Source organism: Bifidobacterium pseudocatenulatum DSM 20438 = JCM 1200 = LMG 10505 (assembly GCF_001025215.1).
Taxonomy (GTDB): Bacteria; Actinomycetota; Actinomycetes; order Actinomycetales; family Bifidobacteriaceae; genus Bifidobacterium; species Bifidobacterium pseudocatenulatum.
The window spans coordinates 1,831,005-1,852,975 of sequence record NZ_AP012330.1; the positions used below are offsets into that span (position 1 = coordinate 1,831,005).

The 21,971-nt window shown below is 51.5% G+C and carries 17 protein-coding genes and 3 pseudogenes; 12 read left to right on the forward strand and 8 right to left on the reverse strand.

Annotated elements, in window-relative coordinates; all coding sequences use genetic code 11:
- Positions 1-146: 146 nt before the first annotated feature.
- Positions 147-1,535 (reverse strand): extracellular solute-binding protein, encoded by a 1,389-nt coding sequence (locus BBPC_RS07525; protein WP_022245472.1) that lies wholly within the window; start codon positions 1,533-1,535, stop codon positions 147-149.
- Between the two features lie 271 nt (positions 1,536-1,806).
- Here BBPC_RS07525 and BBPC_RS07530 point away from each other — a divergent pair, with 271 nt between their 5' ends.
- The 7 genes from BBPC_RS07530 (at position 1,807) to BBPC_RS07560 (ending at position 10,602) form a co-directional block, all read left to right on the forward strand.
- Complete coding sequence (locus tag BBPC_RS07530; RefSeq protein ID WP_004221216.1) at positions 1,807-2,823, forward strand: LacI family DNA-binding transcriptional regulator; 1,017 nt, start codon at positions 1,807-1,809, stop codon at positions 2,821-2,823.
- 593 nt (positions 2,824-3,416) lie between these two features.
- Positions 3,417-4,412: a LacI family DNA-binding transcriptional regulator gene (locus BBPC_RS07535; RefSeq protein ID WP_004221210.1), complete on the forward strand. Its 996-nt coding sequence runs from the start codon at positions 3,417-3,419 to the stop codon at positions 4,410-4,412.
- Positions 4,413-4,611: 199 nt separating this feature from the next.
- Positions 4,612-5,787, forward strand: coding sequence for an ABC transporter substrate-binding protein (locus BBPC_RS07540; RefSeq protein WP_004221208.1), 1,176 nt, complete (start codon positions 4,612-4,614; stop codon positions 5,785-5,787).
- Positions 5,788-5,882: 95 nt separating this feature from the next.
- Positions 5,883-6,800 carry a carbohydrate ABC transporter permease gene (locus BBPC_RS07545; RefSeq protein ID WP_033524330.1) on the forward strand — a complete coding sequence of 306 codons (918 nt, stop codon included), beginning with the start codon at positions 5,883-5,885 and terminating at the stop codon, positions 6,798-6,800.
- A 4-nt stretch (positions 6,801-6,804) separates the two neighbouring features.
- Entirely contained in the window at positions 6,805-7,620 is an 816-nt protein-coding gene (locus BBPC_RS07550) for a carbohydrate ABC transporter permease (RefSeq protein WP_004221205.1), read from the forward strand.
- Positions 7,621-7,656: 36 nt separating this feature from the next.
- Positions 7,657-9,729 carry a glycoside hydrolase family 31 protein gene (locus tag BBPC_RS07555; protein ID WP_004221204.1) on the forward strand — a complete coding sequence of 691 codons (2,073 nt, stop codon included), beginning with the start codon at positions 7,657-7,659 and terminating at the stop codon, positions 9,727-9,729.
- 507 nt (positions 9,730-10,236) lie between these two features.
- Positions 10,237-10,602 (forward strand): YccF domain-containing protein, encoded by a 366-nt coding sequence (locus BBPC_RS07560; protein ID WP_004221200.1) that lies wholly within the window; start codon positions 10,237-10,239, stop codon positions 10,600-10,602.
- Between the two features lie 195 nt (positions 10,603-10,797).
- On the opposite strand, the pseudogene BBPC_RS07565 reads toward BBPC_RS07560, so the two are convergent.
- The 4 genes and pseudogenes from BBPC_RS07565 to BBPC_RS10105 all read right to left on the reverse strand — a co-directional run.
- Positions 10,798-11,764, reverse strand: a pseudogene (locus BBPC_RS07565) (hypothetical protein); the annotation flags it as partial.
- A gap of 199 nt (positions 11,765-11,963) precedes the next feature.
- Positions 11,964-12,455 carry a type II toxin-antitoxin system death-on-curing family toxin gene (locus tag BBPC_RS07570; protein ID WP_004221189.1) on the reverse strand — a complete coding sequence of 164 codons (492 nt, stop codon included), beginning with the start codon at positions 12,453-12,455 and terminating at the stop codon, positions 11,964-11,966.
- Complete coding sequence (locus BBPC_RS07575; RefSeq protein WP_231857831.1) at positions 12,448-12,885, reverse strand: Panacea domain-containing protein; 438 nt, start codon at positions 12,883-12,885, stop codon at positions 12,448-12,450. Before BBPC_RS07575 ends, BBPC_RS07570 begins: the two co-directional genes overlap by 8 nt.
- Positions 12,886-13,288: 403 nt before the next feature.
- Positions 13,289-13,480, reverse strand: coding sequence for a hypothetical protein (locus tag BBPC_RS10105; protein ID WP_004221183.1), 192 nt, complete (start codon positions 13,478-13,480; stop codon positions 13,289-13,291).
- Between BBPC_RS10105 and BBPC_RS07585 the strand changes: the two genes are divergently transcribed.
- The 3 genes from BBPC_RS07585 to BBPC_RS10110 all read left to right on the forward strand — a co-directional run bounded on the left by BBPC_RS07585 (position 13,481) and on the right by BBPC_RS10110 (position 16,968).
- Entirely contained in the window at positions 13,481-14,932 is a 1,452-nt protein-coding gene (locus BBPC_RS07585) for an AbiH family protein (RefSeq protein ID WP_004221180.1), read from the forward strand.
- 1,075 nt (positions 14,933-16,007) lie between these two features.
- On the forward strand, positions 16,008-16,664 hold the full coding sequence (locus BBPC_RS07590) for an acyltransferase family protein (RefSeq protein ID WP_004221178.1): 657 nt from the start codon (positions 16,008-16,010) through the stop codon (positions 16,662-16,664).
- Positions 16,648-16,968 (forward strand): hypothetical protein, encoded by a 321-nt coding sequence (locus BBPC_RS10110; RefSeq protein ID WP_004221177.1) that lies wholly within the window; start codon positions 16,648-16,650, stop codon positions 16,966-16,968. The genes BBPC_RS07590 and BBPC_RS10110 overlap by 17 nt, the downstream gene beginning before the upstream one ends.
- 808 nt (positions 16,969-17,776) lie before the next feature.
- Here the strand turns inward: BBPC_RS10110 and BBPC_RS09700 are convergent.
- Positions 17,777-18,343, reverse strand: coding sequence for a TIR domain-containing protein (locus BBPC_RS09700; protein ID WP_004221174.1), 567 nt, complete (start codon positions 18,341-18,343; stop codon positions 17,777-17,779).
- 19 nt (positions 18,344-18,362) lie between these two features.
- The gene (locus BBPC_RS07605; protein WP_004221169.1) at positions 18,363-19,223 is read right to left on the reverse strand and encodes a macro domain-containing protein; all 861 of its coding nucleotides are present in this window, start codon (positions 19,221-19,223) and stop codon (positions 18,363-18,365) included.
- Positions 19,224-19,372: 149 nt separating this feature from the next.
- Between BBPC_RS07605 and BBPC_RS09705 the strand changes: the two genes are divergently transcribed.
- Positions 19,373-20,496, forward strand: a protein-coding gene (locus BBPC_RS09705) for an IS3 family transposase (protein WP_407921908.1) whose coding sequence is annotated in 2 segments (ribosomal slippage) — positions 19,373-19,631 and positions 19,631-20,496 — 1,125 coding nt in all. Because the reading frame shifts where the segments join, the coding sequence is not laid out codon by codon here.
- A gap of 61 nt (positions 20,497-20,557) precedes the next feature.
- On the opposite strand, the pseudogene istA reads toward BBPC_RS09705, so the two are convergent.
- Positions 20,558-21,397: pseudogene (istA, locus tag BBPC_RS07620) on the reverse strand (IS21 family transposase); the annotation flags it as partial.
- A gap of 195 nt (positions 21,398-21,592) precedes the next feature.
- Between istA and BBPC_RS09710 the strand changes: the two are divergent.
- A pseudogene (locus BBPC_RS09710) lies at positions 21,593-21,964 on the forward strand (transposase); the annotation flags it as partial.
- Between the last annotated feature and the right edge of the window lie 7 nt (positions 21,965-21,971).

Sequence of the window (21,971 nt, forward strand, 5' to 3'; positions counted from 1 at the left end):
GTTTTGTTACGCAATACAGAATGTCAGATCGAATCGAATAAGAAGATTGAACGTATCTCGTAGATAAAAAGGCAGTCGCGGCGCGGAAGAAGAATCGTACCGCGACTGCCCGGATTGGAAAAGGGATTGGAAAGGATATATCGGTATTACTTATGTTCGTCGAAGTAAGCGTACTTGCTTTCCATTGACGTGAAGTCAGAGCTCTTCATGTCGGTATCCATCTGACCCTGGGCCTCCTTGAGAGCCTTATCGATGGACATGCCGTTCTGGAAGACGTTCTGGAAAGCAGTGGTGCCGCTGGATTCAACGGTGGATGGTGCCGGTCCCGGCCAGATCAGTCGGTCTACGCGTGGCTGGATGGCGGCCATGACCGGCTTGGAGAGAATGTCCTTGTCGTTCTGCAGCGAGGTCTTGGCTGGGAAGGAGTTCAGTTCGGATACCGCTTCACGAATGTAATCATCGTTGGCGAGCAGGTACTTGATGAAGTCCTGGGCAACGGCCTGCTGTTCTTTGCTCTGGTTCTTGTTGACGCCCGGAGTGGATTCGCCGTTGTAACGGTCGTATGCAAACGGAGTGTCTTCGGAGAAGGTTGGGGTGGCGAACACGCCGTAGTCAATATCTGGATACTTTTCTTTCAGCGTGCCTTCCATGTGGCCCCAAGCGTAGATCATCGCAGACTGGCCGTTACCGAAGCTTTGGGTGTAATCGTTGCCGAAGTCAACGGATCCGACCTTGTACTTGTCATACAAATCCTTGAGGAACTGCATGTTTTCTTTGGTCACATCGTTGTTGTAGTTGGCTTTCTTGCCATCTTCGCTGAAGAGCAGTTCACCCTTCTGATAATTCAGACCTTGATAGATGGCGCTGTAGGCGTCGCCGTTGAAGTTGAAGCCGGCCTGCGTCATCTTGCTGCCGTCGGTTTTGGTGAGCTTTTGGGCGACCTGGATGAATTCGTCCCATGTGGTCGGAATGTCGGCGTCGGTGAGGCCCGCTTCGCTCCACAATGTCTTGTTGTAGTAGATGTTGCCGGTGTTGATCACGGAGTCGATGTACTTGACTTTGCCGTTCTCATCTTCATGTACGGATGCGGTGGAGTAGTCGGATTCCAAAGACTTGGTGTCGATATCGTAATCCGCTGCGTATGGACGAATCAACGCATCGTAAGAGTTGTGGATGTTGAAAACGGCCGGACCGTTTTTGCCTTTCAGAGCCAACGGCAGCTTGGTCCAATAATCATCCCATGAAACATTCACCGTTTTGATGGTGACGTTCGGATACGTCTTCGTGTAGGACTCAATCATCTTGTAGACAGGATCCGTGCCCTTGCTGCCCCAGCTCCAGTACTCGAGCTGGATTGGCTTGCCGTCGTTCACGAGATGATTGGGGTCGTAGGTGATGGTGTTGCCGATAACGTCAAGCCCTTTGTCGGCTTTCGTATCGGTTGTGCCGGACGCGGCATTGCTGTTCCCGCACGCAGCCAAGCCGACGATGCTCAAGGCCGCCACTGCCACTGCGATACCTTTGTTGATTTTCATATCTCTCCTTACGTCCTCGTAAGCCTTCATCCGCCCCTTGCGGACAAGCAATAGCATACGACAAGGGTTTCATATTGGCAATTCAAGGTTTTTTAAAATGTAAACGGTTTCATTTGAAACCCGTTTCATCTCACCGCTGTGAGCGTGCACACATTGTTTTTCATACGGCGTGTCGTATCGCAACCCTTTTCATTCATCTTTCAACTCTGTAGCCATGAGGACGGTAATGATGGTAGGCTGAAACAAACAGTGAAAAACTTTCGGAGGCACCATGAAAGCGAGCATCGGCGATGTGGCACTGAAGGCAGGCGTATCGAACGCTACAGTCTCACGCACTTTCGCACACCCTGAACAGGTGTCAGAGGCAACACGGTTGAAAGTGCAGGCCGCAGCCGATGCGTTGAATTTCAGCGTTTCCAGATCGGCAGGAATTCTTAAATCCGGTAGAACCTATCGCATAGCATTATTGGTCGGCAGCGGCGTCATCGAATGGTTCACCGCCGAAATCATTGCCGGACTTAACGATGTTTTGCGTGACGCCGGGTACGATCTGGTCATCTACCCCATCGAGGGGTCGGAGGCGCGTGACGCATTCTTCGAGGAACTTCCCGTACGCAGCAACGCCGATGCCGTATTCGTTTCCTCATTTGGCATCAGCCCCGACGAGGTCAAACGTCTCGGAACCGCAAAAATTCCGATTATCGGTATCAATACCACCAGCGAAGGATTCGATGCAACTGTCGGTATCAACGACAAAGAAGGCATCAAACTCATCGTTCGACATCTCGCCAAGCTGGGACATCGTAACCTGCTGTATTTATATGAAAGCTTTTCCTCCACATTGGGATTCAGCTCATTTAACCGTATTTCCGGATTCCAGGAAGCCTGCGATGCAGTTGACGGACTGACCGCCCGCACACTGGCAGTGCAAAAAGGCGACAGCATTCTAGATGCGGCAATTTCCGAAATCATGGCGCAAGACAACCCACCCACCGCATTGTGTTTCCATCAGGACTCACAGGCAATTCCATTGTTCTTCCGCCTTCAACGCAGCGGCCTTTCCGTGCCTGGAGATATTTCCGTAACCGGATTTGACGACAGCACCTTCGCCAAAGAAGCTGAGCTAACCACCGTTCGACAGCGCCCATACGACATGGCCGTCGATGCGGCACAAAAGGCTCTGGCGCTCATCGAAGGACAACCCATCGAGGAACCATTCGAGACATTCCCCGTGCAGTTGCAAGTACGAAACTCAACCGCAAAACCACGCACCGCTCCCCTGCTGTAGGCCGCAGCGTGTACTCGCGTGAAATCACTTCGCGTAATACCCCACACCAACCGGTCTATCTGCGTTATGTATGGCAGATTTTGCTTTTCGTACGGAAACATCTCGCTTATATATGGCACGTCGCCTGCGAAAACAGCCACTTCGGGGATACGTTTTTGAGGTTTTCGCCGCATGTGTCTGCCATATGTAAGTGAGATGTCTCCGGTCAGGCCTCCGAATCTGCCATACATAGACGAGATGCGAGCCGCAGACAAGCCTCTTCGTCTTACCCCGGCGTTCAATGTACTTTTCTTCACACGCATGTACGTTTAATCGCCTCAAGCACCGATGCGAATCAAACTCACCAATGTTCGCACCATCAACGGCATACGCCAAGCCAATAGCACGGACTCAATCCAAACCACTAACATCAGCAGTTTGGCGGATACTCGCGCGCATAGCCGTCCACACCTCCATTGGATGAAAAACTTGGAATCGCGTCATTGCCTTTTGTCGACCATCATGGCGACGCGCGCAAACAGATAACGCTAAACTTGTCTCATGCTGCTTATTTGCTTAACCTAGCGAAGCGACAGGGCGAGAGCAGGTGATATATGGTAACAATTTCTGACGTGGCGCACGCAGCCGGTGTTTCCAAAGCAACAGTCTCGTATGTACTATCGGGAGATCCTCGAATCACTCAAGCTACAACACTTAAAGTGCAACATGCGATTGACGAATTAGGCTATACGGTGAACCATGCAGCCCGCGCACTATCCGTAAGAAAAACCAAAACAATAGGTGTGGTCTCCCCCGCCTTTCACGGCAACTATCTGTCAGCCCTCTTTGGACTGTACGTGTACCTGCTATCCGAAGAAGCGACAAAGAGAGGATACGACACTCTGCTCATTGGCGAGAACGACGGCTTCGAGGCAATGCATGAAGCATGGTCGTCAAAGAAAGTGGATGGGTTCATCCTGATGGACGTCAAAGATGAGGATCCACGAGTCAGCTATGCCGCAAAAGAGCACATTCCGACCGTTGCATTCGGCTCGCCAAAGAACTCATACGGTTTGGATACAGTGGATTCCGATTTCGCCAAGGCTGCATCATCAATCTTGCATTTCCTAGCCTCCGAAGGGCATAAAGAGGTGATTCTTATTCCATGGTCACACACAATATTTGATCAGGGTCTTGGCTACGCTTGGCGCTTTCTGGATTCAGCGATAGAGACCGCCAAACGTCTTGACCTGAAAATGCATGTCGAATATCCGAAAGACGACGATTCGGATCCTTCGCCCCTCATTGAGCATGCACTAGATACGCACACCAAAGCGACCGCTCTGATACTTCACAACGAGCCAGCAACAATCGTTGCCCCTCAGGTCTTGGCACGCAGGAATCTCCGAACACCGGATGACTTGCAGGTCGTAACCGTCTTCCCGAAACAGCTAGCAACATCAATGAAGATATCGTTCTCCGCAGTGCGTCCGGACATTGCGCAACTATCAGAAGCCGCCGTGGGAGCCCTTTTGCGTCGAATAAACAATCCGAAAGCCCAGACGGTCACCCGCTATCTTGATTATCCACTAACCCAAGAGCCCGAGTAACATCGCAGCTACGTAGATTACGCGCAGAAAACAACCACGAGATTCTACATTAGTTAAGTTCGTCGATTTGACTTTTCAAAGATCAGGGTTTATTATCTAACTTGTTTAACCGGTTCAACAGTTTGGGATTAAAACTTCCCAAACGCAATAAATTAATCATTCAGCGCATAGGTGCGCTGTTAATGAAAGGAAATACCAAATGATCGGTTCAAATATGAAGCGCGTGATAGCTTTAATCGCCGCAAGTGCCGCGGCAGTCAGTCTCGCCGCTTGCGGTAGCAACTCGAGTCAAGATTCCAAAACAATCGAATTCTGGGACCCATACCCTCAGAAGAACGATAGCAGCACATGGGCGAAATACGTTACCAATTGTGCTCCTGAGGGATATAACGTAAAACGCATCGGCTATGCGCAGTCAGACCTATTAAACAATCTCACAACAGCTGTCAAGGCCGGCAACGCACCCCAGATCGCCCTGATCGATAACCCAAAGATGCCTACCGCTGTCGACGCAGGACTTGTTACGGATATCGAGGCAGCGGGAGTCGACGTTTCAGGATTCGACAAGAATATCGAAGGTCCCGGCATCATCGACGGCGTACAATATGGGGTTTCTTACGGCACTAACGCATTGGGCTTGTATTACAACCCCGATGTCCTCAATAAGGCTGGCGTCGACCCGGAATCGATTACCGATTGGGATTCGCTCAACAGTGCCATCGAAAAAGTAGTAAACGCAGGATATAAGGGCATCACGTTCTCCGGCATTTCCGGCGAAGAAGGAACATTCCAGTTCCTTCCCTGGTTCTGGGGAGCCGGCGGTCAATTGAAGGACGCTTCAGGTTCCAGTGCCGAGCAGGATGCGCTTGATCTGGTATCCGGCTGGGTCCAAAAAGGTTGGGCTCCGAAATCGGTCGCAACGGACAACCAATCTGCTGCGTGGGATCTGTTCCTTGGCGGCGATTACGGCTTCTCTGAAAATGGTTCATGGCAGATGGAGTCGGCCACCGAGAAAGGCTACAAGATGATTTCCATTCCAGCCAAAGATGGCGGAGTAGCCCCGGTTCCAAGCGGTGGCGAGTTCATTACCATTCCAGCCCAGAAAACCAAAGACAGTGACAAGATGAAGGCAACCGCGGAGGTCATTCAGTGCCTCATTGACGGAGATAATCTCAAGAAGACCAATGATGAGATGGTTTATCTTGCCGCCAAAAGTGACGTCCGCAAGCAGCAGGTGGAAGAGAACAGTGCCTGGGCACCTTGGGTTGACGCCGTAGAAAATGCTGAAGGCCGTACCACTGACGTTGGTCTGGAATACGAAGACATTTCTGCACAGCTTTCTGAAGATCTACAGGCTGCCTTGAATAAGGGCTGATTCGCGGTCTCATATTTTTCTGGGGCATCTGCCCGCCATTCATTGCGATATTCAGACGCCCCATTCCATCTTTTCCATCAACAGGCAGGTGAACTGTGTCTCAAACAATCACCGTAGATAAACCAAGGCGAATCAAGCCAACCACATTGGCCGCCATTGGTTTCGCGGCCCCGCTGATTATTTACATGCTTATCTTCTACGTTTGGCCTCTGATTCAGAATATTTCCATGAGTATGCACCGCTACACACGTCGCACTTTTGTGACCGGCGATGCCCCTTGGTCTGGATTCGATATCTATAAGGAAATATTAAGCGATCAACAGTTCTGGACCATTCTCGGACAGACTTTGATTTTCGTCTTCGCTTCTATCGTTTTCCAATACTCTATCGGCTTGGCATTGGCGGTTTTCTTCAATCAGAATTTCAAACTTTCCGCGGCTTTGCGCGGCGCATTCCTTGTACCATGGCTACTTCCGCCAATGATTTCCGGTACGATCTGGCAATGGATGATGGACGCCGACAGCGGTGTTATTAATAATTTCCTCAAACTATTTGGTTTGGACCCGGTTTGGTGGCTGCAAGCCGATCATTCCTTGTGGGCGGTTATCATTGCCAATATTTGGCTTGGTATTCCTTTCAACCTCGTAATTCTGTATTCGGGCTTGCAAAACATCAATGGCGACTTGTATGAAGCCGCCGCGTTGGATGGCTGCAATGCTTGGCAGCGCTTCTGGAAGATTACTTTCCCGTTGCTCAAGCCGGTATCGATGATCACGCTCCTGCTAGGTTTCGTCTACACGTTACGAACAGTAGACATCATCTGGATTATGACCAAGGGTACTGGATCTTCGAGAACCTTGGCAACTTGGGCTTATGAGATGGCTTTCGGAAAGGGCACATCAGCAACCATCCGGTATTCGGAAGCATCCGTTGTGGGCACGATTCTCATTGTCGTAGCACTGATTTTCGCTCTGATTTACCTGTGGGCCCAGCGGAATGAAGAGAAGAGGTAACTAAATGAAACATCGTTCATCATGGTGGAAAACACTTATAGGCATCATTTTGACGCTGATTATGCTCTTCCCCGTATACTGGATGATCAACATATCATTCACGCAACGTCGCTCCATCCGTTCAGGGGATCTGTTCCCGAAAGATTTCACGCTCGACAATTATGCCTCTGCGTTAAGTTCACAGCTCCCCTACCTAGGAACGTCATTGCTAGTTGCCATAGGATGCGTGATCCTGACTCTAGCAATTGCATTACCTTCGTCATACGCCATTGTTTTCTTGGAGTTCAAAGGCTCAAAGTCCATGAACTTCCTGTTGATTGTTGCTCAGATGATTCCCGCGGTCGTTATGTCTCTAGGCTTCTACCAGATCTACAATGACATCGGCCTTCTCGACAGTATTCCGGGACTTATCGTTGCCGACTCCACTTTGTCGGTACCGTTCGCGGTGATTCTGATGACGGGATTTATGTCTGGTATGCCACGCTCGCTGGTGGAGGCAGCGCAAATCGACGGAGCATCACAGTGGGGCGTTTTTACCAAAATCGTGATTCCACTCTCCCGTAATACCGTTGTCACGACTTCGCTATTCGCTTTCCTCTGGGCATGGTCGGATTTCATGTTTGCTTCGACCCTCGATTCCGGTGGCGGCAAGATGAGGCCAATCACCATGGGTCTATATGACTTTATCGGTTCGCAAAACCAAGAATGGGGGCCAATGATGGCCACCGCAGTATTGGCCTCAGTACCAACAGCACTGTTGCTGATTTTCGCGCAGAAATACGTTGCCGCCGGCGTAACAGCCGGAGCAGTGAAAGACTAATCCAACCCTTAAATACATAATTAACAAGGACCAGCTATGAGTGAACTAACTTTTGCTATCGATGGAGATGCACTGTTGTGGACTGGGGACGGCGAATACCTTCGCATCGAACCATGGGGAAAGAATTCAGTCCGCGTCCGCGCCTCGAAAATGCATGAGATACAAGAACAAGAAGGAGCTTTGCTACCACAAAACAATCAGGTCTCAGACAGCCACAACTATGGTATCACCATTGACAAGCCCAATAGAACCGCCGAATTACGCAATGGCGATATTGTAGTTCAAGCGAAAGCATCCTGCGGCCTGTACTCCGGATCAGGATATGAAGAGCCACGCTGTTTACTAAGCTTCTATAAGGCAGACGGCACACCGCTCATTCAGGAAATACCATCTGGCGGATCACTAAATCTTCGAGCGCGATGGTTCAAACCGATCACCGGAGGCGACTATTCCATCGTTGCTTCCTTTACCACACCGGAAAATGAGAAACTATATGGTATGGGCGAGTACCAACAGAACATCCTCAATCTGAAAGGTTGTACCCTCGAACTCGCGCATCGCAATTCACAGGCATCTATTCCTTTCGTGGTTTCCAGCGCCGGATATGGCTTCCTGTGGAATAATCCGGCACTTGGAAACGTTACGTTCGGCAAGAACCGCACGGAATGGCGAGCTGAATCAGCCAAGCAGATTGACTACTGGATTACCACAGGCGATACACCTTCTTCGATAATGAAGCATTACGCCGACGCCACAGGGCACGCTCCTCACATGCCTGAATGGGGACTGGGATTCTGGCAGTGCAAGCTTAGATATTGGAATCAACGTCAGCTTCTAGACGTCGCCCATGGGTTTAAACAGCGTAATATTCCATTGGATCTCATCGTTGTAGATTTCTTCCACTGGCCGCATATGGGTGACTTCCGTTTTGAGAATGAATTCTGGCCAGATCCCAAAGCTATGGCGGACGATCTGCACAGCATGGGAGTGAAACTCATGGTATCTGTGTGGCCCCAGGTCGCGCTCGCCTCAGAGAATTATGTTGAGATGAAGTCAAAGAACCTTCTCGTGCGTGCAGATAAGGGTGAAGACGTCGGCATGATGTTCGAAGGTCCCAGCCAGTTCTATGACGCCACCAATCCAAAAGCTCGTGAATATGTTTGGGAGAAGTGCCGAACAAATTATGCCGAGCTTGGGGTTGATGCATTCTGGCTCGACGAAGCGGAACCTGAATACGGCACGTACGATTTCGACAATTATCGATATTACGCCGGCCCAAACCAGCAGGTGGCAAACATCTACCCAAGAGACTATAACAAAGGCTTCTACGAGGGGCAACAAACCATAGGAAGGGATGGTGACATCGTCAACCTCACCCGTTGCGCTTGGGCTGGTTCGCAACGCTATGGTTCTCTTGTTTGGTCTGGAGACGTTGGTTCGACCTTCGCCGACCTCCGTGCCCAGATTACCTGCGCCATTCACATGGGCATGGCCGGTATCCCTTGGTTCACCACCGATATGGGCGGTTTCCATGATGGGATAATTGATTCGGACAATTTCAAGGAGTTGTTGGCCCGCTGGTGTGCGTTCTCATGCTTCCTGCCGGTCATGCGCAACCATGGCGATCGTAGTCTGCATACGGCAACCGGCAAGGAGACCATCACTAATTCGGCCGGAGACCACCGTTCGCCAAGTGGTGCCGACAATGAGCCTTGGAGCTATGGCCCCGAGATGGAGCAAATCTTCCGAAAGTTCATTGCCATTCGCGAAAAAATGCGCCCTTACACTCGAGAACTGTTCGAATCAGCACATATCGATGGCCAGCCTTTGGTTCGCGGACTCTTCTACGAGTTCCCCCAAGACAAGTCGGTGTCTGATATCGCCGATGAATACATGTTCGGCCCTGATATCCTAGTGGCCCCCGTAGTTGAGGCCGGAGCCAGATCGCGTGAGGTGACGCTTCCCGGAAACGCTAGCATCACATGGACGGATCTACGCACCGGCAAAGTGTATGAAGGTGGGCAGAAAATCACTGTCGACGCCGGAATAGACACGATTCCAGCCTTCGCGCGCGACGGCCACGACCATGGGCTGATCGGAATGCTATAAATTCCCACACAGGAAATGTGGGGCGTCCGTTTCCAAGGCGAACGCCCCACACTCTGCGCTTTTTCCCATTTCAACCGGTCTATCTGCGTTATTATGGCAGATTTGTAGCGGGCTTTCGATCAAACAGATGTTGAGCAGTTTTACATGGCATTTATCAAAGTTTTTGCTTTCTGCCGCTCCGCACTCAAAGAATTCAGCCAGAAAATACCGACCGCTTTTTGCAGCCGCATCAATTAAGTGCCTGCAAAAAGCCATTCAATACGTTGCTGTCAGCAACACCTCGGAAAGCAAAGTAAAAGTTGTGGCCAATATATTCGGAGGCATCGCCAAGCAATGCAACCGTATTAAAATTCGGTTCGATTAAGGTTCGATAAATCTACCTCACCATTTTTGCTTATGGCGAGTCAAAATGCATCCTTCCCACATGGCTTTGCTGCTTTTTGTATCTTTTGTTGTTATCCGTTGCCACTTGTCGGTAGCGGCACGGCACGTCAGTATCATGTGCGTATGCGACTTATTGGCAATATTCTGTGGCTGATTTTGGGCGGACTGCTGCTTGCCACCAGTTGGGCGATTATCGGCCTGGTGCTGTGCGTCACCATCATCGGCATTCCATTGGGAGTGCAGGCGTTCAAGATGGCGGGTTTAACGCTGACCCCGTTCGGCAAAACCGTGGTGTATGGCGGCGGTGTGGGATCGGTGCTGGCCAATATCGTATGGTTTGTGTTGGCTGGCATATGGATGGCGATTGGCTACATACTTGCTGGCCTGCTGAACTGCGTCACCATCATTGGTATTCCGTTCGGCATTCAATCGTTCAAGATGGCCAAGCTGGCTTTGTGGCCGTTCGGCTCGCAAATCCGCAGCTTGTAATCACTTCAGATTACTTCACCCAACATAGACGGCCATCGACTGCCGTCTTGCATATAAGTATCGAGGAGCTGCGGTCCGAACGGACCGTGACCACTGCACCCTAGGCAACGAAACACATTTCATTTCGCTTATGGCAGCTCCAGAGCGGCAAGGCTCAAAAACTGAACAGTCGAACATTACCTACCCAAAATGATTGCTAATGCCAGCCGCGAATCCCACCGCAGCACTTCCATTCATGCCCAGGCCATTCAACAATCGTCCCGCATGCTTCGCGCCGGCCCATACCGCGTTGATGATGTTGCCGGCGCCATATCCGGTAAGCACCGTCCACGGATGGGCGAGCAGCCCGCATATCGGGTCAAGACTCTGGTAGATTCGCGCGAAGAACAATTCGGGTGCCGGCCTGCATCAGCACAGCGCCAATCGCATACACAACGATGAGGTTGCGCAACCGCTTGGCATAGATACGGTCGCGCCCACGCATAAGCCACATAAGCGGCAGCAATACGCCGAACAGATGCATGCCGATATAGCTGGGCTCCGCGAACAGGAACTGCGGGCGACCACCGCCCCACACTGAGCTTTCATTGATGTACTGCCGGTACATGAGGTGCGCGAAATAGTCGGTCAACGGCTTGATATGCAGATGGATGGATAGCCATTGCACCACGCCCACGCCGAAGGAGAACCAGTAAGAAGCGATGAGAATCCGCAATGGCGTACGCCATGGAATGCGTTTGATGCCGAACGCAATGGCGATCGCACCCAAAGTGGCGAGCACGCCCAATAATCCGGTGATGCTCATGAACGCGGCGTTGAGATGGATACCGAATTTCAGCCATCCCGGGATGGACAGGATTATGCAGGCCACTGGTAGGAGGAACATTGGCAGGTATCGATTGGCTGCGATGCGCAGTTGATGCCAATTGCATAGGCAGTACACGGCGAACAGCGCCGGACTGATTGGCGACCAGAACGGCGCGTACAGGCCGAGCGTGGTGCCGTCCACCGGAAGAAAAGCGATGGCCAGCAGCAGCCAAATGACGTTGCGTTCCTGCGTTGTCAGGAATTGCAGGAACGGCCGGTATCGCGGTCGGTATCGCGACCAGCCATGATGGTTGCCCACGTCGATGGTGTCGTTGTGTACGCATGCTTGGTTCATGTGGTTCCCCCTCCCCGTCAACCTTACTCGTTCATCATGATGTATGGATGCCACCCGTTGTTCATTTGTAAGCGCAACGCCTTCGTCAGGCTTGTAGGTCTGGCGGTTCGTCGGCGAATGGCTCGGCGGGCGTGCGGTAGCCGAGCACTCGCATGGGCCGGTCGACCTTGCGCTGTAGCGGACAGGCGGCAGCCCGTCATCATTCATCGATTAAACGTCCACTTCTCCTCAGGCTTGCGGCAAATTGTTCTTCCGTGATTTCTTCTGTCACCAGTCTGGAAATGAGTTTATATAGGGTATTTCGTTCTGGCTCTGGATCATCATCGATATCCAAATCAATTCTTTCCATTTTCAGGATGGCCAAGGATATGGCCATTGCGGTGCGCTTGTTGCCATCAGCGAAATAATGATTTTTGGCTAGGTGAAAGGTAAGATGCGCCATTTGTCGAAACAAATCTTCGAATCGTTCTTTCGACGATTGACCGAATACCGGCAGAAATGTCGAATCCACAACGCCACTTACGGAACCGGCGTCATTGGCTCTTTCCACGGTAAATCCGCCGATGTCGTCAAGTTGCTTCCTGTGTACTCGGACGATTGCTTGTGTCATTGCTTCTGCGAAATCATCAGATGGAAAAACGAGTGGCGGCGCTTGGATATGCCACCACTCGTCAGTGTATTGCTCAGGCATTGCGCAGAATCCTGAAGGTGTTCTGCCATTTTGCATTTACTTCATCCAAACTAGATGCAAGAGTGTTTTTGGGGAAGGTCAGACCGTCGTCGGATGCGAGAATGGCATCGTTGGTGATTTCGACGTTTTCTTCTTCCCTGTAGACATTCTTCCAAGCGGAGTTCTTTCGATGGGAGAATCTCACAAGATCGAATGCCGTCAGAAAACCATATTTCTTTGCCGTCCCATCTACGACGGATAAGGCCTGTTCATCCTTTGCGGTTTCGCCCTCGGGCTTGAGAATCCTGTTGCGTCCGTATTTTTGGAAAGTGAAATAAACGTTCCTCTCAACCGGACCGTAAGGCCACGCTTCAATCTTGTCTTCGAACAATGGTTTCCCGGTTGCGCGCAGAGATTCGACTTGCGCGAAATAAACGAGCTTGTTCAGCACAAGATTCGTAATGTCGATATCAGAGCCATGGCGAAGAATGAAAGCATTCGCTACTTGTATTGACTTCATGCCCCTCCTCTGTCATGGAAATTTCTATGTTCAGATATATGAAGCTTGCTTTCGAAAGGATGTATATTACCAGTCCTTCTCTCAAAACACAAAGGTAGCATTCAATAATGCATTTGTCAGACGCTGTAAGAAATCCTTCATTTTCAGTTTGGCAGCATTCCGCACGCTAGGGCTGTCGACAAGGATAAGGAAACCACATATTGTTGCCACAAAATCATGCGTCAAGGGATAGCTACAAAATACGTCGAATAGTCGTTTGGGATTTCGAGGTGGTGACGTTTTCTTGGACTCCCCTCCCGGTCAGGGAGTCCAAGAAAACGTCACCACCTCGTAGTCACCAGTTAATCTGAACACCATCGGCGTTCAAAATGGACACCGTCACCGGAAGCCGGGATGGTTCCACTCTTTTGTGGACCGCGCCGATGCTCACGCTGAGCCGTTCGGCGGCCTGCTTCTGCCGCATGTCTCCCGGCACCGGCTCGATCGTCTTGGTCCTTGTCTCCAGTGGGATGATGGGTTTGGCCATATGGCCGGCATACCGGGCATCCTTTGTCAGCCAGCATTCCAGGCACTACCGCCTGGTCGGATAACCCAGGTGCTTCACCACCTGGGCAGTGGTCATCGGCGTGGTGAAGTACAGCTCCACCGCGCGCTCCCGTTCTTCGGGACTGAACATACGAAAATCTTTTCGCTCAGTCTCCAAGAAAACGTCCGCAGCCCCCTACCACTTTCGCAGACACCGGAAACGTCGCGAAACACAGGTAAAAAGACATATAAAGATAGAATCGAGGAAAGTATGAAGACGCTGTATCTTCTTGGCAATGGATTTGATCTGGCTTGCGGGTTGCCGTCACGATATTCGGATTATTTCAATAATCGTTTTTCTGTATTTCCCGGCTTCGAAAAAGACAAACCGACAGCAGTGACTGCGCTAGAAGAAAAGCTTCAGACCAACGACTGCCACAAGATTCCAAGCGCCTGGTTTTTCATTTTCGCCTACTACCATGACCAGAACAACGGCAAATGCGCGTCGACTTGGAAAGACGTCGAATCTATTATAGAAACTTTTACAATAAACGAGAATGATTATATAAATCTGAGCATCGGCATGTGCGCCGACATGTTCGCATACCCCCGCACCCCAACAGGCCAAGAAGAACATGTAGCGCATTTAATTTGGTTATATGAACGTTTACGTACAAACGACCAATTCCAAAACACCGATGTTGACGTCTACAATCTTTTCCTGAAAGAACTCAAGAATTTCGAATCCGATTTCCAAGAATATCTGGCCACCGCAGTCAACGAAAACATCCCCTATAGGGAACGAGCCGACCAACTTTTTAAGGAAATCACCGAAGCACAAACCCCGATTCAAGAAGAATCCTTCGCAATAGGTTCCGTCGAAAATTATGCATCTTTCTCCAGCGGAAGAGATGACCACTACGTCCTTTCTTTCAACTTCACACGCCCCTTGACCAACAGCCCAACCTTCGCCAATATTCACGGCTCATTGCAAGACAAAAACGCCTTCTTCGGCATTGGAGGCACGAGCCAATATACAGAAGACGACGATCTGCCTAATGCCGTTCGCTTCACAAAAGCGGAACGCTCTCTATCTCTTGGCGTCACCGGCACCAATACGGATCTGGATTCGGTCTTCAGAGCACTTCAGTCCCCCGAAGAGAATTTGCGAGTCATCAAATTTTTCGGCCTGTCCCTAGGCGAAGCCGACTACCCCTACCTTAAGCAATTCTTCGATAAATCCCACATCACAGACACAGACTCCGGAGTGAACTCATTCCTGGGATTCTATTACACGAAGGGCCAGGCCCGGGACGAACTTGTCCATTCGATCAATTCGCTCCTGCAAAGATACAGCTCCGACACAGGCCACAAACCAATCGGCGGCTTGATGCGCGAATTACAGAATACCGGCAGGCTGGCTATCGAAGAATTGCAAGTCGCATGCGATTAATCGCCAAATAAAAACAGCGTATTGTCACCAGTTAATTTGAACGCCAGAGGCAACAGAGTCACTCGGTTGAATAAGCCCGACGCGATACCGCGAAACTAATGAATGGAGCTGCAACCATCTCCAAGCAAACGTCTGTACCCCGCTACCGGTAGATGGCACAGACCAATATGAGCCTCCTTTCGAAATAGATACAACCTAGAGTCTGTTCAAAAGAAGTTGGGTAGACAAGGCTAGTAACGTTTATTTGACCATAAACAAGCCAAACCGCTGGCAGATTAGTAACACCATTAGCCTCACCACCGATTACGCCACAGATCCCAGCTCATACCGTTTGCATTGGCTACCACTCCGGAACGGCAAGCGTATGGCGAAAACAATAGCAATTTGATATGGAAAATCCGTGTGATTTGAGGTTGGCGATCGCACGGATTTTTTGGAATTACCGGGGATTGTTACGTAGCACAGTGAGGCAGATGAGAACGGGAAGGATACCAGGAAAGCGGTCTTCCACCATATTCTGAAGCGACAACCATTGGAATGTCCCCATCAAAGCGTCCCCAATGGGCGCCACGCACCGGGACACGGCCCACTGAGGCAGCACCCCTAAACACCATCCACCCTAGAACTCAGTTCTTCTGGTTGGGAACCAGCATGATCTCGCCATCGGCGATGATCTTGAGGCGCTGGCCGTACGGGCTCTTGCCATAACATTTCGCGGACTCCATCGCCTCACAACTCATAATCCGCCGCGCTGCGTTTGCATTTGGGATTCAGAGATGTTTTGACAAGAATCGCTATGGCATTCCAGAACAACGGGAATACCTCAGTCGGTCTGAGACCGTAGGATTTTGGAGGAGAGAATTCAAACCAGAGGAGAGCCGTGAGCGAGAAGAACCATGACATGGAGAACAACATCGGCATGAGCGCCAAGCACGGCATGCAGTTACCTTCCCGAATTTCAAATGGGGGGGGGGCAGAGGAATTCCAGCATTGAGCTGCTGCGCATCATCGCGATGTTCATGATTCTCGCCCATCACTTCATCGTCCCTAACGGCTATGACGTGCTGAAACTCCCTTGGGACCGGAGCGGATCTTCTTCCAGCTCGTCATGGCCGGCGGCGGCAAGGTCGGCGTGGTCATCTTCTTCTCCATCTCCGCATGGTTCTTCCTCGACAAGGAACAGACCATCAAATCCAACCTGAAACGCGTGTGGATCATGGAACGCGAACTCCTGTTCTGGAGCCTTATCCTCGTAACGTTCTACCTCGTGTTCGACCGAGCCGACCTCAGTATGAAACTCATGGTGAAAAGCGTCATGTCATTGAGCATGGGCGTGTGGTGGTACGCCACCGCCTACGCCATCTTCCTAGCGCTGCTTCCCTTCCTGGCCAAGGGATTGAAAGCGCTCGGCCGCGAATACCACCTCGCGCTGGCCGCGACCGTGCTGGTCATATGGGAATTGACCAGCTTCATCCCCGGAATGATAGGAATCAACGACGGCTTCTTCGGGTTCATCTACCTATTCATCCTAATCTCCGCCTACAAGTGGTACATGGAACCGTTCACCACCAGACAGGTCTGGCTGATGATTGGCACAGGTCTCGTTTTTCCTGTTGTACACCTGCGCCTCCATAACATTGTCGCTACTCGGGCACGACATGGGAATATATATCACCGGCGATTGGCGGTTGCCCGTCATCATAGTCGGCTTCGGCATGTTCCTGCTGTTTGACCGTGCTACTTTCCACAATCGAACCATCAACCGAATCGCGCAGTCCGCGTTCGCCGTGTACCTGATCACCGACTACGCCGCATCCGAAAAACTGCTCTGGGTCAGGTTGTTCAATCTGCAGGACCTCTACCAGCAGCCGCTGGCGATTCTGCAGATTCTCGGCATCCTGCTGGCGATCTACGCGGCCTGCACACTGCTCGACTTCATCCGCCAAGCACTATTCGCCGTCACAATTGACCGGCGTCGCGGACATTGGTTCGACCTGCTGTGGGATAGAGCTTTTGAGCGGAAGACAGCCAACTGAATCCCCGCTGGCCGATTAAGCCAATACCCGATGAGTTCCCATTGATATAAGAATCTGACTTTCCCGGTTAAAAGAACATCATCGCTTGGCCATGTGCAGTTTCATGAGTTTTCCCGACTGGAAGAGCGACGAGTTGTTGACGCCGTGGAGAATTTGGTGGAGGCTGGCGTTGTGGAGGCGTCCGGCAGCGGTGCATCACGCTCGTACATCCTGAGTTCCAAGGTATACAAAGCAGACAATGCGTTGCCGGCATACGTCAGGCAGAACAATATTTCAGCGACACGTCAGCGAGGATTGGTGCTTGAACTAGCCGAGAAGAACGGCGACGAGGTGACATCTTCGAAGTCATGGATTTATCGGGCTTGAACTATATCAGCACATACCGCCTACTCAAGAGGATGGATGATGAAAGCAAACTCAGGCATGAGGGCAAAAGCCGTTCCTCGAGATATCTCATCGCGTAAACAGGATGTGCCAGCACCTGGAGATGGTGCCGCCAGCGAATGGCTGCGAAGCTACCTCCAAGAAAGCATCCGCCCCCCGTTTGGCCATATGGCCAGCATACCGGGAATCCTTTGCCAGCCAACGTTCCAGTCACTGCCTGGTCGGATAACCCAGGTGCTCGACCACCTGAGCCGTACCACCTAGGCCGTACCACCTGGGCCGTTGGCCTCGGCGTGGCGGAATACAGTTCCACCGCACGCTGTCGTTCTTCGGGACCGGACATACGAAGATTCTCTCATTCAGTCTCCAAGAAAACTCCAGCATCCCCAATCTCAAACACTATTAATACCATCTAAAAAAGTCATTAGATGGAATAAAAATATGCGCCAGGTCGACTCTCACTCTGTACAGTAAATTCTTCATCCGAAAGAGCGCGTGCAATTAGATCCTTCTTAAAAGGAACATGAATTGTTGGAACTGCATTCATCATTTTTTTAAAAATAGGTAAGTTATCCCATAGTCTTTTGACAGAAGAAGAAAAATCTCTCCTCGATGAATCAACTATATTAGTATTTTCGAGTTCAGGATAAACAACAATAACAGGAAGGCGAAGGACTCCAATTCCATACTGAAGTTCCTCCCTCAGAGCACGACTTTCTTTTGTAATACTGCTAAGAAACAGAATAATGTTTTTAGAATTCATAAGACGCTTATGCAGACGAGGCTTTAATGTACCTTCCCAATCACTGCCGTCTCTTACAGAGTAAGTTTTATTATGCGAATCAATGAAAGGAAAGTTCGAATCCTTTTTCTTCCATGCGCCAAGAAGTGAGTAATAGCAGAAATCATGAGCTTGTCTTGCCCCCAAAGAGTACTCATCAAATGGCTCAGAGACATAGAAAGCGCTATAATTACCATTACGATAATTCATTAATGTCCTTTCGTGTTAGTTAACTATTCCATATAGAGACCTTATTTGCATCTTTTTGATATACAACAATTTCTATGCACCCATTTATATCTTTTTTCCGAAGTAAAAGATAATTTTTGATTATATCAAAAGATTCTTGATGATCTAATTTCATTCTTGAATTTGCCGTCCCCATAAGAGGAATCATCAATTTGGCCCCCTGACCACATTGATTATGATATGACACAGCAGATTGAAGCACTGTCTCAAGATCAGTTTGAGTACTATGCGCAACATTGTTGGTGTCAAAAGCAGTTAGCGCGACTAGTAGATATGTTATATTCTTACGCCGGGCAAAAGAATACGTTCCAATCTTATACTCCATGCAATTGCCACGCTTCTTCTGTAAAGGATCTATTTTACGATACGGTTTTCCACTCATGTTTCCTAAAACTTCATTATTCAGAATCTCTTGTTCACATTCCTGCTTTCTAAGCCATTGCCCATGAAGCGAATTTGGAGAAACAAGCGGTTTATCAGTTGAGCAAGGATCATCAACAATCGTATCAAAAGCTGTATTTACAGGTATAACCCTAATTTCTTCATGCTTAGAAGACTCGTCAAGAATATCACCATATATAGCAGTGATTTTATTATTACCTTTTTCCCATATTGTATTCTTCTTTCCGAACATTGTCTGGCACAATGCACCTATCCCAAAGATGACACAAGTCGCAAACAGAATAATGCTGTTATTAATGTCTTTCCCTATGATACTGATTTTTGGGAAAAAGGTAAGAAGAGTTGTTGCAACACCAAAAGAGACGCTACCCCATATTGATGCAGTCTCTTTGAGCCGAGGTAATCGAGAAACAAACTTTCCGTGCATAAGAAAAAACATATATCATTATATGGATGAAGGTAATGCCCGAAAAGTTGCGCACTTTGGATCATGGCCGTCCATGGCGCGATGACCGGTTCGCTGTGGATTGGCTACAATGTATTAGACAGTCCGATGAGGGACGAATGACATGAGATTGGAGGCCGACGATGGCCGGCCCGAAGCATCCCCGCCACTACGACGAGGCGTTCAAACGGCAGATCGTGCAGCTTTACGAGAACGGCAAGCCGGCGCGCGAGGTCAAGGACGAGTACGACGTCTCGCATTCCACGCCGCACCGTTGGGTCCAGGGCATCCGCAACAGCGGCTCCACGAAAGCCGCCGACAACCGCACCCCTGAGCAGAACGAGCTGATCGAGCTGCGCAAGCGCAACAGACAGCTGGAGATGGAGGTGGACGTTTTAAAACAAGCGGCGCTGATATTCGCACGAAAGTAGCAGTGATACGGGCCAACGTCTCCCGTTATCCGATATCGGCGCAATGCAGAATACTGGGCGTTCCCCGCTCCACCTACTACTGGATGATCGAACATCCCGAGACGGAGCGTGCGGATCCGATCGCCGGCGACGTGCGCGCGATCTGGCGCGACAGCCGCGAACGCTACGGCGCCAGAAAGATCAAGGCCGCCCTGGAAAGGAAGGGTGTCACCGCGTCCAGGAGACGCATCGGCAACATCATGCACGAACAGGGCATGACGAGCGCGTACGCGCGCAGAACGTTCAAACCACACAAGACGCGGGCCGACGAGGCCAGGCTCGCGAACATCCTCGACCGCGAGTTCGACGGCTACGAGCCGCGCACCCACCTGGCCAGTGACCTGACGTACGTGCGCGTCGGCGGCAAGTGGGCGTACGTGTGCCTGCTCATCGACCTGGCGAACAGGAGCATCGCCGGCCACAGCGCCGACACGAGCCGCACCGCCGACCTGGTCATGGCCGCGTTCGCCACGCTCGACTTCCCCCTGACCGAGGTGGAGGTGTTCCACACGGAGCGGGGCAGCGAGTTCGACAACGCGAAAATCGACGAGCTGCTCGACGTGTTCGACATCAGAAGATCGCCGTCAAGGAAGGGCAACCCGTACGACAACGCCGTGGTCGAATCCACCAACAGGCTCCTGAAGAAGGAGCTCATATACCGGAACCACTACACCAGCCTGGAACAACTACGCTCCGACCTCAACGACTATGTGTGGTGGTTCAACAACCAAAGACTCCACTCCACCCTCGGATACCGGAGTCCGAAGGAATTCACCGAACAGGGACTCGTCCTCTAAGAACCTGTCCAACACGCCGTTGCCAATCCACCCCGATGGCGTTGCCCCTGCGGTAGTGCCTCGACGAGGCGGCCAGCGCGTCGCATCTGTCGAGCATGATCCGTCCGAGCTGCGTGTGGGTCTCGGCCTCCAGCGGCGGGACCATGAGGTTGCGGCGCAGGAACCCGACCGCGTTCTCCACCGCGCCTTTCTCCCAACCGGAATAGGGGTTGCAGAACATCGCGTCGATGCGGTGGTGCGCGAGGAACGCGTCGAACACCGCGGTGAGCGTCACCTCGCCCCTCGCGTTCCTGCGTCCCGCGCCGGTGGCGTTGTCCATGACGATCACTGGCGGGACTCCGCCGATGCGCTCGAACACCTCGACCGGCCCGCGGCACAGGCATTCCGCGTTCTCCCCGGGCAGGCTCGTCACGTATCGCATATTCGAATGGGGGAACGTGACGACCAGGCAGTGGTCGTCCACGAGCTCGCCGGCGATGCGGGCCTTCGCCACGCCGAAATCGATCTGCGCGACGCCGGGTGCCCAGACGAGCTCGCCGTATCCGTCGGAACCGCTCCGGTTCGCCTCGCGCCAGCGTCTCACGTACCCCGGCGTCGTCGTGTACTCGCCGTCGTACTCGATCTCCGCGCGGAGCCTGTCGTGCACGCGTTTGGCGGTGTGGCGCTGCTTGCGGGGCAGCATGCGGTCGGCCTCGAGCCATCCGTCGACCAACGCCGCGTACGGGTCGATCTTGGAGCCGCGGCGCCGGTCCGTGGGCGGTTTCGGCGTCATGTCGTCCATGTCGGCGTATTTCGCGACAGTGGCGCGGTCCACGTTCAGCCTCCTCGCGATCTCCGACCTGGACACTCCCTGACGGTCCAGTCTCCTGATATCTTGCTGTTTGGGCATCGGTATCGCCATCGTCCTTTCCTTCCCGAGCGCCGCCGGCTGCAACCGGCGGATTCGTTTTTGGGTCACATCTCGGGAATATACAGGCACGGCGGGCTGGTGCCTGTTTTCGTCTGGGCGGTCATACGGTGCAGTTTCCGCTGGAAACCAGCAGCCTATGCTGCGGAAAAATAGTGCAGAAATTGCTTAAGAAAAATTGAAGCAAAACAGGAGAATCTGGCCGAATCCCAATTGGAGACCAAACGCGGCCTGCAGCGGCGGCGGCTCAAGACCGCCCGGGCCTGCCGGATGCGCGAATGCTTGCAGGACATCTATGCCGACAGCACCGACAGAATCGAGGCTGAGGCGGGGTTCAGGGCGTTGTGCTCGTGGATGATGCATTCGCGGCTGGAGCCTATGAAAGCCTTGGCCCGACATCCTCGCCTACTTCGACCACCGGTACGCGAACGCGATCATCGAGGGCACAGCATCATTCAGAACGTGAAGATCCGCGCAAGGGACTTCAGGAACATGGATTACTTCAGCACGATGATCGATCTGACCTGCGGCAAACTCGACCTACGAACCGTCACCACCTGACCCGCTT

Bases quoted from the DNA above. Each gene is read 5' to 3' on its own strand.
- BBPC_RS07555 (WP_004221204.1), top strand. From the start codon at position 7,657: ATGAGTGAACTAACTTTTGCTATCGATGGAGATGCACTGTTGTGGACT.
- BBPC_RS10105 (WP_004221183.1), bottom strand. From the start codon at position 13,480: ATGGCCAAACCCATCATCCCACTGGAGACAAGGACCAAGACGATCGAG.
- BBPC_RS07540 (WP_004221208.1), top strand. From the start codon at position 4,612: ATGATCGGTTCAAATATGAAGCGCGTGATAGCTTTAATCGCCGCAAGT.
- BBPC_RS07570 (WP_004221189.1), bottom strand. From the start codon at position 12,455: ATGCCTGAGCAATACACTGACGAGTGGTGGCATATCCAAGCGCCGCCA.
- BBPC_RS07585 (WP_004221180.1), top strand. From the start codon at position 13,481: ATGGCCGGCATACCGGGCATCCTTTGTCAGCCAGCATTCCAGGCACTA.
- BBPC_RS07535 (WP_004221210.1), top strand. From the start codon at position 3,417: ATGGTAACAATTTCTGACGTGGCGCACGCAGCCGGTGTTTCCAAAGCA.
- BBPC_RS10110 (WP_004221177.1), top strand. From the start codon at position 16,648: ATGTTCCTGCTGTTTGACCGTGCTACTTTCCACAATCGAACCATCAAC.
- BBPC_RS07530 (WP_004221216.1), top strand. From the start codon at position 1,807: ATGAAAGCGAGCATCGGCGATGTGGCACTGAAGGCAGGCGTATCGAAC.
- BBPC_RS07560 (WP_004221200.1), top strand. From the start codon at position 10,237: ATGCGACTTATTGGCAATATTCTGTGGCTGATTTTGGGCGGACTGCTG.
- BBPC_RS07550 (WP_004221205.1), top strand. From the start codon at position 6,805: ATGAAACATCGTTCATCATGGTGGAAAACACTTATAGGCATCATTTTG.
- BBPC_RS07605 (WP_004221169.1), bottom strand. From the start codon at position 19,223: ATGTTTTTTCTTATGCACGGAAAGTTTGTTTCTCGATTACCTCGGCTC.
- BBPC_RS07525 (WP_022245472.1), bottom strand. From the start codon at position 1,535: ATGAAAATCAACAAAGGTATCGCAGTGGCAGTGGCGGCCTTGAGCATC.
- BBPC_RS09700 (WP_004221174.1), bottom strand. From the start codon at position 18,343: ATGAATTATCGTAATGGTAATTATAGCGCTTTCTATGTCTCTGAGCCA.